The sequence below is a fragment of the Actinomycetota bacterium genome (assembly GCA_035536535.1).
GTDB lineage: Bacteria > Actinomycetota > JAICYB01 > JAICYB01 > JAICYB01 > DATLNZ01.
On record DATLNZ010000178.1, the window covers coordinates 1 to 15,615 of the forward strand.

Sequence of the window (15,615 nt, forward strand, 5' to 3'; positions counted from 1 at the left end):
TCCTTCGATGACCAGGGCGGATTCGCAGCGGCGGCCGAGCGCTGCTTCGGGGCCGGGTGGTGCCGCAAGCGCCTGCTGGGCACGATGTGCCCTCCCGCGGCGGCCTCCGGACTCGAGGAGCACTCGACGAGGGCCCGGGCAAACCTTCTGCGTGCGGTGGTGTCCGGCCGGCTGGACGTGGCGGACCTCAGCTCACCTCAAGCCCGCGAGGTCATGGAGACCTGCGTTGCCTGCAAGGCCTGCAAAACCGAGTGCCCGGCCCAGGTGGACATGGCGCGCATGAAGGCCGAGTGGGCCGACATGGTCCGCAGGTCCAGCGGAGCCACAGCGCTGCAGCGCATGATCACCGACTTTCGCCGGCTCGCCGCGGCCGGGTCCCGGACGCCGCGATTGACGAACCGGATCCTGAGCTCCCGCGCGGCCAAGCGCTTGCTGGGCATCGCCCCGGACCGGACGCTGCCCCCGCTGGCCAGGCACCCACTGCCGGCGCGCAGGCTCCCCGAGGCCGGCTCCGGCTCGCGCGACGACGCCGCGACGGGCGCGGACGGCTTGGGCCCGACGGCCCCCGGCGGCCCAGGGGCTCCCAACGCTGGTGCCGAGCCCGTCATCTTCGCGGACTGCTTCACGACCTACCAGGAGCCGGAGATCGGACTGGCCGCGCAGGATTTGCTGCGTGCAGCCGGCGTGGAAGCGGGGGCGGTGGATGCAGGCTGCTGCGGCAGGGTCATGATCAGCGAGGGGAACCTGGCGAAAGCGCGGGCCGATCCTGTTCTGCGAGCCCTCGTGCATGTCCGCCGTGGTGGACGACTGGCCCCCCCTGATCGGCGACGTCGACGACATCACGCTGCGGTGCCACCCCGCCGAGCAGTTCCTCGCCGACGCGGCGTCGCAGGTCGATACCCCGCCACGGTTCCGCGTCGGGGGCCGCGTCCTGCTGCACGCGCACTGCCACCAGAAGGCTCTGTGGGGCACGACCGGCACGGAGCTCGCGCTTCGGCTCGTCCCGGACGTCGAGCTGGAGATCCTGGACTCGGGTTGCTGCGGGATGGCAGGCGCCTTCGGATACCTCGCGGATCGGCAGGATCTGTCGCGGGCGATGGCCGAGCGCGTGCTGCTGCCGGCCGTGCGCGGGGCCCCCGATAGCGACGTGGTCGCGACGGGGACCTCCTGCCGCCGCCAGGTGGCGGACCTGTCCGGCGCCACGGCCGAGCACCCGCTTGTCTTCCTGCGGGCGCGGCTGCTGGATCAGATCCAGCCCTTCGCCGAGTAGCTCGAGTCGGGCGGCGAGGTCGCCCGGCAGGACGTACCCGCGGTCTTGGAGTAGGTGACTGCCCCGCGGGGGTTGTCCGGACCCGCCCTGTCCCTGAGAGCGAAGCAAGACCCAGACCGGCTCCGCACGGCCGCCCGGAACTCGTGCTGCGACGGACCTTTGACGCTGACGACCGTGGGGCCGGTGCTCTGGCCGTCGTCGACGAAGTCCAGCTCGGGCTTGCAGGCCTTCAGCGTCTGCGGCGTCACCAGTCGGTAGTCGGTCGTCTTCCCGTAGGTCTGCTTCGCGCAGATCAACGTCTGGAAACCAGCCGCGCGTGCCTCGTCGTCCTCGACCTTCGTGCCGCTGGCCGCTGGACTCGCGCCGGAGGCGGCTGCGTCCTTCGCCCCGGCTCCCGGGGTGCGCCCAGTGGCGCCCGGTGCCGCGGAGCCCTCCGCCGTCCCGGATTCGCCCGCGGCGGACCCGTGCGGTTGGGCCGTGGATGACCCAGCGGCCTGCGATGTGGGCGAAGTGGACGAGGATGTGCGCCGGGACCCGCGGCCGCCTCCGCCCCCGCAGGCGGACGCCACCACCGCCACCACCGCGACCAGCGCCACCACCCTCGACCTTCCGCTCATGCGCTTTTGCGGGCGGTCACGGCCGCCGTCTCCTGTGTATGCGGCTGCCCGGACTCGTCGCGCTGCTTTGTCTGAATGTTGAATTCTTCGTAGCCGAGGACCTCCCACCCGGCCGCGCGGTACAGCTCGTCGAGCTCGCCGCGGGCGAACCAGGTGAGCGTCGGAGGCGCGGCGGCGGCGAGTCCTCCCTGCTCGGTGAAGCTCTCGACGATGTTGATGCCCCCGTCGCGCGTCCAGGACATGATGCGATCCAGCACCCGTGGCAGGTCCGTGCGGGGGACGAAGGTCAGGGTGTAGCTGCTCACGATGTTGTCGAACTCCTCCGCGGGCTCATACGAGGCGAGGTTGGCGACGACGCCGCGAACCCGGTCCGCCAGGCCCGCTTCGCGCGCGTTGCGCAGGAGGTTGTCGATCGCCTTGGGGGCGATGTCCACCACGGTGACGGTGTGGCCCGCGCCGGCCAGGAACAAGGCGTTGCGTCCGTCGCCCCCACCGAGGTCGGCTACCGAGCCGGGGACCAGGGTCCCGGCCCAGCGCCGGACCCAGTCGGTGGGCTCGCGCCCCCATACGAACTCCTCGGCGGCGTACATGTCGTCCCACCGCCGCTGCGGCCGCTCGCTCATACGCCAGATCCTATTATCGGGGCTTCGGGACTAGCCTCAGGAGGGACGCTTGACGGCATCGAGACGCGCGCGGATTTCGGTCCTGCTGTTGATGCCGATGCTCATGCTGTGGGCTCCCGCGGGGGCGCAGACGGAGAAGCGGGACGTGCGTGCGCAGGAGAACTCTTTCCAGCCCCTTTTCCTCGAGGTCAACCAAGGGGCCGAGGTCACCTGGATCGGCTCGAGAGGCGGCAGTCACACAGTCACCACCTACCCGGGGACCGACGTGAGCTTCGATTCCCACCCCGAATGTTCGATGGCCGACAACTCGCCGGACCGCTGCCTGTCGTCGGGCCGGACCTTCCGCTACGCGTTCTCGACGCCCGGCACCTTCGACTACTACTGCAAGGTCCACGGACGTCCCGAATACCGCCCCGACCCCCGCAACGCGAGCGACCCCAGCTTCCAGCAGTGCGGGATGTGCGGGTCCATCACTGTGCGTGCCGCCTCCAGGCCTGGTGGTCCTCCGGCCCCTCCGGCCCCGGCTGCTCCCACCGGCGGCGCCGGCAGGCCGGCGATCCCAGCGGCCGCGACATCCGGTCCCCGTTCGACGGGCGTCGCGGCGACGCCGGCTCTGTCCTCCCCGCAGCCCTCGGTCAATGCGACGCCGGCAGATACCAGGACCCCGGTTCCACTGGCGCTTGACGACCAGAGGGCCACCAAGTCGAAAGGACCGTCCCCCCTGCTGTGGCTGCTCATCGCGCTGGGAGTGGTGGCCGTGGCGGTGTTCGTCCTGCGCCGGCCCCCGCAGCCTCCCTCTCCCGGGGGCCCCGCTTAGACGGCCGGGCGGCCGCGTCTGTGCTCGCCGGTCCCCGGCGCTAGGGTGAAGGCATGGCTTTCGACGAGTTCAAGGACCAGCTGCCGGACATTGACCCCGTGGTCACAGGAGAGTGGCTGGAGTCGCTGACCGACCTGACGGACGCGTACGGCAAGGCGCGCGCCGGTTACGTCCTGCGACGCGTGCTGCTCGAGGCGCGGCGCCTGCAGATCGGCCTGCCGTCGATGGTGTCCACGCACTACGTGAACACCATCGCCCCGGAGGAGGAGCCGCCCTTCCCCGGCGACGAGGACATCGAGCGGCGCATACGCCGGCTGATCAGGTGGAACGCAGCGGTCATGGTCCTGCGCGCGAACAAGGAGGCGGTGGGCATCGGCGGGCACCTGTCCACGTACGCCTCTGCCGCGAGCCTGTACGAGGTGGGCTTCAACCACTTCTTCCGCGGCAAGGACCACCCGGGCGGCGGCGACCACGTCTTCTTCCAGGGACACTCGGCCCCCGGCGTGTACGCCAGGGCCTACCTGGAGGGGCGGATCGACGAAGCGCGCCTGGACCTGTTCCGACAGGAGGTGTCCGGCGGCGCGGGACTTTCGTCCTACCCGCACCCGCGTCTGATGCCGGACTTCTGGGAGTTCCCGACGGTGTCGATGGGTCTGGGAATCCTCAACTCCGTGTACCAGGCGCGCTTTAACCGCTACCTGCACGCCCGCGGGCTAAAGGACACGTCCCAGCAGCGCGTCTGGATGTTCGCCGGGGACGGCGAGATGGACGAGCCCGAGTCCATCGCCGCGCTGACGCTCGCCTCCCGCGAGCGCCTGGACAACCTCATCCTGGTGGTCAACTGCAACCTGCAGCGGCTGGACGGCCCCGTCCGCGGCAACGGCAAGGTCATCCAGGAGCTCGAGTCGCTTTTCCGCGGGGCCGGCTGGCACGTGGTGAAGGCCGTCTGGGGACGCGAGTGGGACGAGCTCCTGGCGCGCGACACCGACGGCGTGCTGCTGGACAAGATGAACTCGACCCCCGACGGTCAGTTCCAGAAGTACGCCACCGAGTCCGGGGCCTTCATCCGGGAGGACTTCTTCGGCCCGGACCCGCGCCTGCGCAAGATGGTCGAGCACCTGTCCGACTCGGACCTCGTCCGCCTGCGCCGCGGAGGCCACGACTACCGCAAGGTGTACGCGGCCTACAAGGTGGCAACCGAGCTTACGGACGTCCCTACCGTCATCCTGGCCAAGACGGTGAAGGGCTGGACCCTCGGCCCGGACATCGAGGCGCGCAACGTCACCCACCAGGCCAAGAAGATGACGGCGACCGACCTGCGCAAGTTCCGCGACCGCCTGGGTCTGCCGATCTCGGACAAACAGCTCGAGGACCTGCCCTACCACCACCCGGGCGCCGACTCCGAGCTCGTGGAGTACATGCGCTGGCGGAGGCAAGAGCTCGGCGGATCGGTCCCGCGGCGCGTCGTGCGCTACGACACGCCGGCGCTGCCGGCGCCTGCGGCCTACGACGAGTTCAAGGCCGGCACCGAGGACAAGGGCCTGGAGGCCTCGACCACCGTCGCCTTTGTCCGGCTTCTGAGAAAGCTCCTGCGCGACCCCAACATCGGGCGCCGCATCGTTCCCATCATTCCGGACGAAGCCCGCACGTTCGGCATGGAGTCGCTTTTCAAGGAGTGCAAGATCTACAACCCGCTGGGCCAGAACTACGAGCCCGTGGACAAGGGCACCCTCATGCCGTACCTGGAGGCCAAGGACGGACAGCTGCTCGAGGAGGGGATCACCGAGGCCGGCAGCATGGCCATGTTCACGTCCGCCGGGACGTCGTACGCGACCCACGGCCAGCCGATGATCCCGTTTTTCATCTTCTACTCGATGTTCGGCTTCCAGCGGGTGCAGGACCTGATCTGGTCTTTCGGCGACTCGCGGGGTCGCGGCTTCCTGCTGGGCGCGACGGCCGGTCGGACGACGCTTTCGGGAGAGGGCCTGCAGCACCAGGACGGGCACAGCCTGCTGATGGCGTCCACCGTCCCGAACTGCGTGGCTTACGACCCGGCCTGGGCCTACGAGGTGGCGGTGATCGTCCGCGACGGGCTGCGACGGATGTACGACGAAGGCCAGGACGTCTTCTACTACCTCGCGCTCTACAACGAGCCGTACGTCATGGCTACCATGCCCGAGGGGGCCGAGGAGGGGATCCTCGCCGGCCTGTACCCGTTCCGAAAGTCCGCCGCCGATGGACCGCGGGCACAGCTGCTCGGGTCGGGTCCGATGCTGCCCGTCGCGCTCGAGGCGCAGCGGACACTGGCCGAGACCTACGGCGTCGCGGCCGACGTCTGGAGCGCGACCAGCTACCAGCAGCTGCGCGCGGAAGCGCTGTCCTGCGAGCGGTGGAACCGTCTGCACCCCACGGAGCCCGCCAGGGTTCCGTACGTGACGCGGGTGCTGTCCGAAGCCGGGGGCCCGGTTGTCGCGGTGAGCGACTTCATGAAGGCGGTGCCGGACCAGATCGCGCGCTGGGTTGAGTCCGACTACCTGTCGCTGGGGACCGACGGCTACGGCCGCAGCGACACGCGCGCAGGCCTGCGCCGCCACTTCGAGGTCGATTCGGCCCACGTGGTCGCCGGGGTCCTGCACGCCCTGTCCCGCTCGGGCGATGTGAAGCCCCAGACGGTGGCGGACGCGATCGAAGCGGCGGGGCTGCATCCCGACCTTCCCGACCCGGCGTCTCTGTAGCCCCGGGCATGGACAGGGGCCTGCGGCTCGGCTCGGTAATCGTCCTGGCGACGGCGGCCGTGTTCGCCCTGGCGGCGCCCGCGGGGGCCAAGAGCTACCGGCTCCCGGGGGCCCAGGTCCAGGTCGCGGTCAACCCGGACGGCTCGGTCACCGTCGAGGAGCGGATCGCTTTCGCCTACGACGGGTCCTTCTCCGGCGCGTACCGGGACATCCCGTCGCGATTCGGCGAGCGCGTGGTCCCGGACTCGGTGAGTGTGGCCGAGGGCGACATCCGTTACGCGCGCGGGGGCACCCCGACCCTGGGCGCCCCCGGACCTCCCAACACCTTCGCGCTAGGCAGCCTGGACGGCGGGGGCGCGCGCATCGTCTGGCGCTACAGCGCCGTCAATGAAACGAGGTACTTCACGATCAGCTACGTCATGACCGGACTGGTCACCGTTTACGACGACATCGCCGAGCTGAACATGCGCGTGTGGGGCGACCACTGGCCGGAGTCTTTGGACCAGCTTCGGGTGGACGTCCGGTTCCCGCAAGCCGTTCCGCAGGAGCAGGCCGACAGCTTTCGCGTGTGGGGACACCCCAGCTCCGTCCGCGGTGTCACGACCCGGCTGCCCGACCGCACAGGGGTGACACTGGAGGCGAGCGGCATCCCGTCGGAGCAGTGGGTCGAGTTGCGGACGCTTTTTCCCACGTCGCTGATCTCGTCCGCGCAGTGGGCCCGCCGGCACCAGGGACCGGGGTTCCAGACGATCCTGGAGGAGGAGCGTGAGTCGGCCGGCAAGGACCTGCGGGCGCGCGAGAGGATCCAGTGGCTGAAGCGCAATGTGTGGTGGATCATCCCCTTGTTCCTGCTGCTGCTATTCGGTCCCGCCGCGATCTACTTCTCCTGGCTCGCGCGCAGGTACGGCACGGACCCTATGGTCTTTCCCCTTCCGGCGCACTACACGCGGGAGCCGCCCTCCGACGATTCGCCGGCCCTGGTTGGCTCTCTGCTCACGGAAGGGGGCAAGCCCGGATCCAAGGAGTTCGTTGCGACCTTCTTCGACCTGCTGCACCGCGGGTACTTCACCGCCGATCGCGAGCTGACCGACGAGAGCACCTGGATGGGGCTGCGCAAGGAGACGATCTCGGATCTGCGCGTGAAGCTCACGGACAAGGACCCCAGCGACCTGCCGCCGTGGGATCGCGAGGTCTACGACGCGATCGAGTGGGTACTGCCCAAGAGCGGCGAGCTGCTGTCGAAGTTCGACGACGTGCTCAAGGAGCGCGCCCAGAAGTTCTACCTGCGATTTACGAGCTTCCAGGAGGCCGTCGACGCCGAGGTCAAAAGGCGTGGCTGGATCGAGACGAAAGGGCGGACGATGTGGGGGCTGGGGATCGCCGTCATGGTGGGGGTGGCCCTGCTCGGCTTTCTAATCGGCGCCCTCGAGGTGAAGACCGCGGGCTCGCCCCTGCTCGCCGTCCCGCTCGTCGTCGGCGGTTTCACGAACGCATTCGCCCTGGGCGTGGCCGGTGGCGCTGCGTCCAAAGCGCTGACGAGGCGGTCGCAGGAGGGCGCGCGGCTGGCGAGGGCATGGGAGGGAATGCGCCGGTACCTGGACGATTTCTCGGCCATGCGCGACGCGCCGCCGGTGTCGGTCGTCCTGTGGGAGCGACTGCTGGTCTACGGCATCGTCCTGGGTGTGGCCGACCAGGTGCTCAAGGCGGCCCAGCTGGTTGCGCCGCAGGACCTCACGCAATCCAGCCAGCTCTATTGGATTGACGGCAGCGGGACGGGCCTGGGGTCCGGACTCACCTCGCTGCACATGCACAGTCTGTTGTCCGGGCTTGACCGTGCCGTGTCCTCCGGGGCCCCCTCGTCGTCGTCGTCCGGCGGCGGGGGAGGGTTCTCCGGCGGTGGCGGAGGCGGTGGCGGAGGTGGCGGGGGAGGAGCGTGGTGATGGGTTTTCTGATCGCTTTGCTGGTCGTGGTGGTGCTCGTGGCGCTGATGGTGATGGCGCTCTACAACCGGTTCGTGACGATGCGCAACCGTTCTCAGAACGCGTGGGCGCAGGTGGACGTGCAGCTGCGCAGACGCTACGACCTGATTCCCAACCTGGTGGAGACTGTGAAGGGGTACGCGTCGCACGAGCGCGAGGTGTTCGAGCGCGTGACGCAGGCGCGGTCGATGGGGGCCTCGGCCCAGACCGTGGCCGAGCAGGCCCAGGCGGAGAACATGATCACGTCCGCTCTCCGCCAGCTGATGGCCGTTTCGGAGAACTACCCGCAGCTGCGCGCCAACGAGAACTTCCAGCAGCTGCAGGCCGAGCTCGCGGAGACCGAGGACCAGATCGCGGTGGCACGCCAGATCTACAACGACACGGTGCTGATGTACAACAACGCGATCCAGACCTTTCCCGGCGTCATGCTCGCGGGACCGTTCGGCTTCGTGGCGAAGGAGTACCTGGAGATCGAGGAGGTCTCGCGTCAGCCGGCGAAGGTGGACTTCCGCGACATGCCCGGACGCGTGGACTTCACTGGTCGTCCTGAGGAGTCTCCTCCGGCTCAGCAGTAGGAGATCCGCGTCTGGAAGCGGAGGGCGACCCGTTTGGAGCGCCCTCCAGCGAGCCGGCTATTGCGACGAGGTCCTCCTCGGTCGTGTAGCCGGCGACTACGACGAACGTGTCGCCGACGTAGCCGTACAGGTGCGGGACGACCTCCGGCGAGACGGCGTAGGTGAGTTCGCTCGCCCCCGCCACGACCTTGCGCTCGACCACCGGCAGGCTTCCGGGCACGGCCAGCGGCGAGGCCTCGATGGGAATGCGACCGCGGGCCAGCGTCCGCTGGCTCAACGACACCTGCGTCTTGCCGTTGGAGTAGAAGGCGTAGAACACCTGCTTTGCCGCGGGGTACGACTGCCTCGGCCCCCATACCTTCGGAGTTCCGTCGTACGCCGCGAACGACTCCTCGCGGAAGCCTCCGGGAAGGCTCGTCGGCAGCAGGGGATCCGGGTTCAACTCATCCGCCAGCTCGCCCCGCGTCAGCGCCCGGTACTGGCCGTTGCGGGTCTCCTCCTCGGCCCCCGAGGCCTCGATCTCGAACTCTCCCTTGAGGACGAACTGGTCGACCGCGACGTGGTCCAGCGCGACCGTTTCGGTTGTGACGCGGTCGTCGTCACCGAAAGCGGACTCCACCGCCTGCGTAGTCATGTATTGCTCGGGCCCCAGGACGGCGGCGTCCTTGCGGTTCAGAAACCGCCTGATGCGAAGCGGCAGCCAGGTCTCGGCGTCCAGGACCATCTCTATGCGGTCCGCCCGCGTCAGTTCGTCGGGGCGTACGGGAAACGACACGAGGTAGGACCGGCGCCCGTCGGTGGTCGCTTCCTTGTCCACCCTGGCCTCGCTGGCCGACGCCAGCATCTGCACCGCAGAGCCGACGCTTGAGTCCAGAAACCCCAGCCGCCCCGGGACCGGTCCGTCCGGGGGACCGGGAGCGAAGTTGGACTCCACGACGAGCTTGCGGTCGGAGCCCTGCTCGGTCAGCGTCCGGACTTCCTGTGCCGAGCGCACGATTGTGGTCTTGGTCTCGGGTGTCCCGCGCACCGGGACCTTCAGGGACCGTTCCTCCCGCAGCTTGGCCTCCGCGGAGTCGTAGACCACGCGTCCGCGATGGATCCCGTTGGAGAACGTGTAGCGCGGCTTGGCTCCCTCCTCGGGGGGCAGCCTGTACCAGCTCAGGCGTGTGACCGTGAAGCCGGCGTCCAGCGACTCGATCGCCTCGAAGGCGCGGTCGGCGTTGACGCGAACGGCCTCGGCCTCCGGAAGCTCGCCGGCCGGCTCGGGCCGGGGGACCGGCTCGCGCGTGAGTAGGAACACCGCGGCGATCGCCAGGCCGGTGACGGTCAAAAGGCCGAGCGCCGCCGCGATGGCCCATCGTCCGGACCCGGACCGCGCGCGGGTCTCCGTGTCATCGCCGACGACAACGGGTGCGCCCTCGTCCGGCGCCGGTTCGTCTTTGAAGTCCTCCTCGGCTCGCCTGCGCCCCCAGCGTCGGGCCCGGCCACGGGAGAGCTCGTCCGGGGTCTCCGCGGGTGGCCATAGCTCGGCTCCGGGATCGGCCACCGCTGCATCGGCCGCCAGCGTACTGCCCGCTTCGTCGGCGCCCGGGCGCGACGCGGGGTCGAGGCTCGGCATTCCAGCCGTCTCGTCGCCGGCGTCGTCGCGCAAGTCCCGTTCCTGCCCCTGCTGCTGCTGTTGGGCCGCCGTCCCGATGCCGTTGCCCGGATCCCCCTGCCCGCGAACTACGGCGATGGCCCTCAGCACGACCGTGTCCACGACCTCGCGAGGCGGCGGAGAGGCGATTGCTCTCAGCGCCGTCATGGCGCCGTCAACGTTGTCGAAGAACCTCTTGCATTCGCCGCACGACACCAGGTGCAGCGCGAGATCGCGCTCCTCGACCGGCTCGAGGTTTCGCTCGGGGGCGGTGGCGGCGAGCCTGCGCGCTTCGCTGTGGTCCATCGGGTTCAGCGAGCCAACGTCCCGGCGGCCTTTTCGACGAGCACCACCCGTGCCGCGGTCAGCCTCTCACCCGCATCCTGCGTGGACATCCGCGCCAGCCGCGCGACCGACGACAGGTCCATCCCGAGGGCGTCTCTGCAAACGAGCAGTTCGCGGTCCTCGGGAGCCAGCGCCTGCAGCGCAGCCCTGATCCCGGGCGGACCCTCGGCCCCGGTTCCGGCTCCCGGGGCGACGTCGGCGACCACCCGCCGGGCAGTCTCCAGCGCCCAAGCGGTGACGCCGGTGCCCTGCTTGTACCGGCCGACGGCCTTGGCCAGCCGCACCCACGTCTCCTCCAGCGCCCTCGCCGCCGACTCGTCGTCCGGGAGCATCCCCTGCAGGTACCCGAAGACCGGGGGGCCGAGGGACTCGATGAGCTGGCTCAGCGCGTCTGCGCTGCCGCGGGCTGCCGAACGGACCAGTCGTTCGTCGCTCACGGCTCAGAGTCTATAGCCGTCGACGGGTAATACTGACCACGTGGCTGAGGAACTGAATGCGGGACCCGTGCCCGGCAGGGACATTCGCACGACCGCGTTTTTCATCGCCGACCACGCGGAGGCGGTCAACGGCAAGCTGTACGTCCTCGGCGGGTGCTGGGACGTGCTGTCGGTGCGCCAGTTGCCGGCGCACCACCCGCACATGTCCGTGGCCACGGCACTGCACGTCCCGTGGGGGTCCACCAACCAGGTCCACACGATCACCGTCCGGCTGATCGATGAGGACGGACACCCCGCCGGGCCGGAGATGTCCGGACAGTTCGAGACGGGACGCCCGCCCGGGATGCGCCCGGGGGACGAGACCACGATGCTGCTGGCCTTCAACATGGTTAGCACGCCGCTGGAGCGCGAGGGCCGCTACGAGTTCGTCCTGGACGTGGACGGCACCGAGCTGGCAAGAGCCCGCTTCCGCGTGACGGTCCAGCCCGCTCAGTAGATCCGGAAGCGGTGCAGCAGCGGGGTAGGGTCGGCGTTGCCGGCTGCGTCGATCGCTGCGATTCGCACCGAGTGGTACCCCTTGGTCAGGTACCTGTAGGTCGTCGGCGACGAGCACAGGTAGTACCGGCCCCCGTCCAGTGAGCACTTGAATCTGGCGGCCGCGTCGTCGGAGGCGAACCTGAACGTGATGTAGCGGTAGACGCGTAGCGGAGGCGTTGTCGTGAAGAACGTGCTCGGCGCTGTGAGGTCCACGGTCCAGGTGTGGGCGGCCGGGGTTTCGTCAATGGCCGACCACTCGTTGGCCGCAGCCACCTCGAGCCGGTGGGCGCCCTCGGCCAGACCCGTGAAGGTGGGGGCCGCCGAGCACGCGGAGGCCTCTGCCCCATCAAGCGAGCAGGTGAACGTGGAGCGCGGCTGCGTGGACGAGAACCTGAACGCGGCCGAGCTGAACCTGGTCAGGGCCGGCGGACCTGAGACAACGGTCGTGTCCGGAGGTCCGGACGACACCGCCGTCATCCAGCCGCTGTTCGCCGTGTTCCAGTGCGTGGCCAGGTAGGTTCCGGCCCCCGGGGCCGTCGAGAAGTAGTCGTCGTTTCCGCAGTCCAGGATCCGTTGGTCCAGGGGGTCCGGGCACAGCGTCGTGATCTGGGTCGTGGGCTCGTCCTGGTAGCACATGATGTCGTTTTCGTCCGTGCAGTGCGCGAACCCGGTGGAGTGGGGGGCCGAGTTCTGTACGGCTCCGAGGTTGTGCATGACCTCGTGGATCTCAGAGCGGCCCCAGCACCTCGTGTCGCTTCGTCCGTAGCCGACCCTGTTGTTGGACAGGTTGTCGAGTGCGGGGCGGTCGTCTCTGATCGCCGTGCCGATCCCGCAGAGCCCCGGGTTGACCGTGTCGAACCAGATCGCGTACTTCCGATAGTTGTTGTTGAACCCTCTGGCACGAAGCTGCTCCACCATCGAAGCGAAGCTGGTAACGGCGGTTGGAGTGACGGTCACGTTGGAGACCACGAGGTTGCACGAGGCGTCCGTCACGAACCGCAGCCGGCGCATTCCCTGGGTCTTGAGGGAGCTCTGCTCGACGATCCGGTTCATCTCGGCCCCCCACCCGCGGATCGACGGCAGGACCTCCTCGTACCGGTCCGGCTCGGTGGACGCCCGCATGTAGATGGCGTGGATCCTTTTCCCACTGGTCCCGTCGCCGTCGCATGGGACGGTTCCGGAAGGGGTCCCGCCGGAGGTTGGGTCCCCGAGTGCCGGCTCTCCTGAGCGTGCGGTGCCGTGGCCGCCCGGGAGCCGGTGGGTCTCGTCCGGGCCGTGGGTGCACAACCCGGTGGACCCGATCTCGTAGAGGGACCCGCAGATGCCGGTCGCCGACTTCACCAGGTCGGGAAACAGCGGGTGGGACTCCGCTCCTTGCCGGCCTGAAGCCGGTGTGGCGGCCGCGACGGCGACAGCCATGATCGCCGCGACGGCCGTCGTGCGCGTTCGGGCAGTTTTGCCCATGCGGATTTTGCTCCCGGGTCGGATGATCAGTTGTTCGCCCCTGCAGGTGCCGTCCCCTGCCCCGCGGCCGGCAGCTTGGCCAGCACGTCCAAAGCGTCATCCTCGAGAAGCCGCGCCGTGGTGGTGCGCAGGGCCGTCTCCAGCACGATCGTGCGCCGTGAGGGGTTCATGAGGTTGATGCCCATCGCGGCAAGGTCCTCGGCCCCCGGCTGGACCAGAAGCACCCGGGCCCCGGACTCCTCGACCTTCCGGGCCTCCCGGGACAGCCTCCTTCCAGACGCAGCGCGCACCCGTCGCTCCACGCGCTCCAGGACCGTGGTGGGCGGTCCGGGGTTGAGCGACGACGTGGGGTTCAGGACGATCACGACGTCGAGGTCCTCGCGGGACAACAGGTCCAGGTTCGAAGGCGACCACGCGCCGCCGTCCACGTAAGTGCGGCCCCCGATCCGGACTGGCGCGTACATCCCCGGGATCGCGCACGAGGCCTCCACCGCGCGCCACAGGTCGGCTGCTGGGGCGCCGTCGCGTCCGAAGACGACCCGGCGTCCCGTGGAGTAGTCCATGGCCACGATCCACAGGTTGGGGTGATCCGACCAGCCCTCCGCGACGACGGAGCGCACGACCCGCCCGACCTGATCCGTGGACATGAACCCGCGACCCAGCCACCCCGTAAGCGCGGCGGCCGGGGGATAGCGCCACGGGCGAAGGCTAGTCCGCATCGCCAGCTGCGGAGAGCCGAGCGCCAGCCGGGGCAGGTTGCGGGTCAGTTTGAACAGCCCCGGTGTGGTCTCGCGGGCGCCGAGCATGGGCTTGCCGTAACGGTCGGTCATCCCCTCCGTAGGCCCCCCGCGCTGGTGGTACACGAGAAACCACGGGGGCATGCCCGAGGCGACCAGTGCTCCAACGGCCGAGCCGGCGGACGTACCCACGATGTAGTCGGCGGTCTTGGGCTCCCAGCCGGTTTGCTCCACCAGGGCCTGCATCGCCCCGATCAGCCACGCGGCGCCGAGGACGCCGCCCCCGCCGAGCACAAGGCCCACGCGCAGGCCGTCCCGGGGGTGCGAGTGGTCTGCGGGCATGGCGTCAGAGCCTATCCGGCGCAGGTGCTGCTTCGTGTCATTGTTGGTCCCCCGACGAAAGGACCCGTGTGGACACGTCTCGCTGGCTGGCCGGCCTGCGCAGGCACCAGGCACAGTCCGGCGCGCTCGCCCGCTGGACCGCCGACCGAGGCGTCACCGGCTGCATCTGGGACCCGGGCGCCTACGTCGCGGGCGACGCGGCGGCGTCCATCTCCTCGCTCGTGCGGTCGGGGGCTCTCCCGGACCAGGCGCTGCTCTGGGACCTCGTGGTGCACGACGTCAGGGAGGCCGCCGAGTACCTGCAGGACGTGCACGCCGCTACGGACGGCGCCGACGGTTACGCGGCCTTCTGGCTGCCCCCGGACGACCTGGCCGACCCCGCGTCGGCGTCGGACGCCGCCGGCAGGCGGCGCAACGAGATAGGACGGCGCAACGTCGCGGTCGCCTTTGCCTGGACCCCCGGCAGGCGCGAGGCCGTCGCCGGGTGCGTCGCGGCGGGAGTCCCCGTTGCAGTCCATGCTCCGTCCGGCGCGTCGGCGGAGGTCCGCGAGGCGCGCGAGGCCGGCATGGCGCGCCGCAGGCAGGCGGCGGAGGACCCGGAGACGGTGGAGGAGGTCCCGGTGTTCCTACTCGGAGCCGACGCCGGCGATGGAGGCGTCCGCGGCGTGGAGCTTGTGTCCGAGGCGTCGCTGCTGCATCCGGCCTCCGCGTCGGGAGTCCGGCTCCCGGGCTCCCCGGACGAGGAGCGCGCGGCGTTTGACGGCGCCGTTCTGCGGCTGCGGCAGCGGGCGGCGCGTCCCGTCCGCGACGACGAGATCGAGCCGGACGGCTTCCGCTCCGACGTGCTGGCCTCCTGCCGCGATCTGGACCTGTCGGACGCGATGGAGCGCGTGTGGGCGCGGGACCACACGCTCTGGCGCGAGGAGCCGCGCGAGATCTCCGACCGCCTCGGCTGGCTCACGGTCGCCGGGCAGATGGACGCGGAGGACCTCGTCGCCTTCGGCCGCCGGGTGCGGTCCGGTGGGATCCGCCACGTCGTGCTGATGGGGATGGGCGGCTCGTCGCTCGCGCCGGAGATGGTCCGCGAAACGCTCGGCGGCGCTCTGCCCCTGTCGGTCCTGGACTCCACCGACCCCGACCACGTCTCGCAGCTTTTGTCCCGCCTGGACTTCGACTCCACCTTCTTCGTTGTGTCTTCCAAGTCCGGGACCACGGTCGAGACCCGCGCGCACCTCGAGACGATGTGGGCGAGGTGCCCGCGTCCGGACCGCTTCGCCGCCGTCACCGACCCCGGCTCCGAGCTCGCCCGGCTGGGGGCCGAGCGCGGGTTCCTGCGCGTGTTCGAAAACCCGCAGGACATCGGCGGCCGCTACAGCGCCCTTTCGTACTTCGGACTTGTCCCCGCCGCCATCTGCGGGATCGACGTGGCAGCGCTGCTGGACTCGGCCCGCCGTGCGATGCAGGACAACGCCGCCTCCGTGCCCGCGGCGGAGGCCCCGGC

Annotated in this window: 14 protein-coding genes; 7 read left to right on the plus strand and 7 right to left on the minus strand. The window is 69.9% G+C overall.

The genetic code is table 11. From position 1 onward, the window contains the following. Positions 1-197 precede the first annotated feature (197 nt). Positions 198-626, minus strand: coding sequence for a hypothetical protein (locus VNE62_11825; protein HVE92968.1), 429 nt, complete (start codon positions 624-626; stop codon positions 198-200). Between the two features lie 161 nt (positions 627-787). Between VNE62_11825 and VNE62_11830 the strand changes: the two genes are divergently transcribed. Next, positions 788-1,270 (plus strand): hypothetical protein, encoded by a 483-nt coding sequence (locus tag VNE62_11830; GenBank protein HVE92969.1) that lies wholly within the window; start codon positions 788-790, stop codon positions 1,268-1,270. Here the strand turns inward: VNE62_11830 and VNE62_11835 are convergent. Both VNE62_11835 and VNE62_11840 read right to left on the minus strand, forming a co-directional pair. Next, on the minus strand, positions 1,246-1,887 hold the full coding sequence (locus VNE62_11835) for a hypothetical protein (GenBank protein ID HVE92970.1): 642 nt from the start codon (positions 1,885-1,887) through the stop codon (positions 1,246-1,248). The two genes, VNE62_11830 and VNE62_11835, sit on opposite strands and share 25 nt — an antisense overlap. Then, complete coding sequence (locus VNE62_11840) at positions 1,884-2,510, minus strand: methyltransferase domain-containing protein (protein HVE92971.1); 627 nt, start codon at positions 2,508-2,510, stop codon at positions 1,884-1,886. Before VNE62_11840 ends, VNE62_11835 begins: the two co-directional genes overlap by 4 nt. Before the next feature lie 49 nt (positions 2,511-2,559). Here VNE62_11840 and VNE62_11845 point away from each other — a divergent pair, with 49 nt between their 5' ends. From VNE62_11845 to VNE62_11860, 4 genes are read left to right on the plus strand one after another with little or no spacing between them, the layout of a single operon-like run. Then, positions 2,560-3,327 (plus strand): plastocyanin/azurin family copper-binding protein, encoded by a 768-nt coding sequence (locus VNE62_11845; GenBank protein HVE92972.1) that lies wholly within the window; start codon positions 2,560-2,562, stop codon positions 3,325-3,327. Positions 3,328-3,380: 53 nt separating this feature from the next. Beyond that, positions 3,381-6,062 (plus strand): pyruvate dehydrogenase (acetyl-transferring), homodimeric type, encoded by a 2,682-nt coding sequence (gene aceE, locus VNE62_11850; protein ID HVE92973.1) that lies wholly within the window; start codon positions 3,381-3,383, stop codon positions 6,060-6,062. 8 nt (positions 6,063-6,070) lie between these two features. Then, entirely contained in the window at positions 6,071-8,002 is a 1,932-nt protein-coding gene (locus VNE62_11855; protein HVE92974.1) for a DUF2207 domain-containing protein, read from the plus strand. Continuing rightward, positions 8,002-8,616, plus strand: coding sequence for a LemA family protein (locus VNE62_11860; protein ID HVE92975.1), 615 nt, complete (start codon positions 8,002-8,004; stop codon positions 8,614-8,616). Before VNE62_11855 ends, VNE62_11860 begins: the two co-directional genes overlap by 1 nt. Here VNE62_11860 and VNE62_11865 read toward each other — a convergent pair. Then, positions 8,576-10,558 carry a hypothetical protein gene (locus tag VNE62_11865; protein ID HVE92976.1) on the minus strand — a complete coding sequence of 661 codons (1,983 nt, stop codon included), beginning with the start codon at positions 10,556-10,558 and terminating at the stop codon, positions 8,576-8,578. The two genes, VNE62_11860 and VNE62_11865, sit on opposite strands and share 41 nt — an antisense overlap. A gap of 5 nt (positions 10,559-10,563) precedes the next feature. Next, positions 10,564-11,034, minus strand: a complete 471-nt coding sequence (locus VNE62_11870) for a sigma-70 family RNA polymerase sigma factor (protein HVE92977.1) — start codon at positions 11,032-11,034, stop codon at positions 10,564-10,566. A 40-nt stretch (positions 11,035-11,074) separates the two neighbouring features. Between VNE62_11870 and VNE62_11875 the strand changes: the two genes are divergently transcribed. After that, a complete protein-coding gene (locus VNE62_11875; protein HVE92978.1) occupies positions 11,075-11,530 on the plus strand; it encodes a hypothetical protein in 456 nt (151 codons plus the stop codon). Here the strand turns inward: VNE62_11875 and VNE62_11880 are convergent. Beyond that, positions 11,524-13,035: a hypothetical protein gene (locus VNE62_11880; protein HVE92979.1), complete on the minus strand. Its 1,512-nt coding sequence runs from the start codon at positions 13,033-13,035 to the stop codon at positions 11,524-11,526. The genes VNE62_11875 and VNE62_11880 overlap by 7 nt on opposite strands. Positions 13,036-13,061: 26 nt before the next feature. Next, the gene (locus tag VNE62_11885; protein ID HVE92980.1) at positions 13,062-14,114 is read right to left on the minus strand and encodes a patatin-like phospholipase family protein; all 1,053 of its coding nucleotides are present in this window, start codon (positions 14,112-14,114) and stop codon (positions 13,062-13,064) included. A gap of 68 nt (positions 14,115-14,182) precedes the next feature. Between VNE62_11885 and VNE62_11890 the strand changes: the two genes are divergently transcribed. Next, positions 14,183-15,615, plus strand: a 1,433-nt coding sequence (locus VNE62_11890; GenBank protein ID HVE92981.1) for a hypothetical protein, incomplete at its 3' end; no start/stop codon positions are given.

What these genes read in the sequence shown, in the direction of transcription:
- VNE62_11865 (HVE92976.1), bottom strand. Translation starts at nt 10,558, where the DNA reads ATGGACCACAGCGAAGCGCGCAGGCTCGCCGCCACCGCCCCCGAGCGA.
- VNE62_11885 (HVE92980.1), bottom strand. Translation starts at nt 14,114, where the DNA reads ATGCCCGCAGACCACTCGCACCCCCGGGACGGCCTGCGCGTGGGCCTT.
- VNE62_11830 (HVE92969.1), top strand. Translation starts at nt 788, where the DNA reads ATGTCCGCCGTGGTGGACGACTGGCCCCCCCTGATCGGCGACGTCGAC.
- VNE62_11880 (HVE92979.1), bottom strand. Translation starts at nt 13,035, where the DNA reads ATGGGCAAAACTGCCCGAACGCGCACGACGGCCGTCGCGGCGATCATG.
- VNE62_11835 (HVE92970.1), bottom strand. Translation starts at nt 1,887, where the DNA reads ATGAGCGGAAGGTCGAGGGTGGTGGCGCTGGTCGCGGTGGTGGCGGTG.
- VNE62_11855 (HVE92974.1), top strand. Translation starts at nt 6,071, where the DNA reads ATGGACAGGGGCCTGCGGCTCGGCTCGGTAATCGTCCTGGCGACGGCG.
- VNE62_11860 (HVE92975.1), top strand. Translation starts at nt 8,002, where the DNA reads ATGGGTTTTCTGATCGCTTTGCTGGTCGTGGTGGTGCTCGTGGCGCTG.
- VNE62_11840 (HVE92971.1), bottom strand. Translation starts at nt 2,510, where the DNA reads ATGAGCGAGCGGCCGCAGCGGCGGTGGGACGACATGTACGCCGCCGAG.
- aceE (HVE92973.1), top strand. Translation starts at nt 3,381, where the DNA reads ATGGCTTTCGACGAGTTCAAGGACCAGCTGCCGGACATTGACCCCGTG.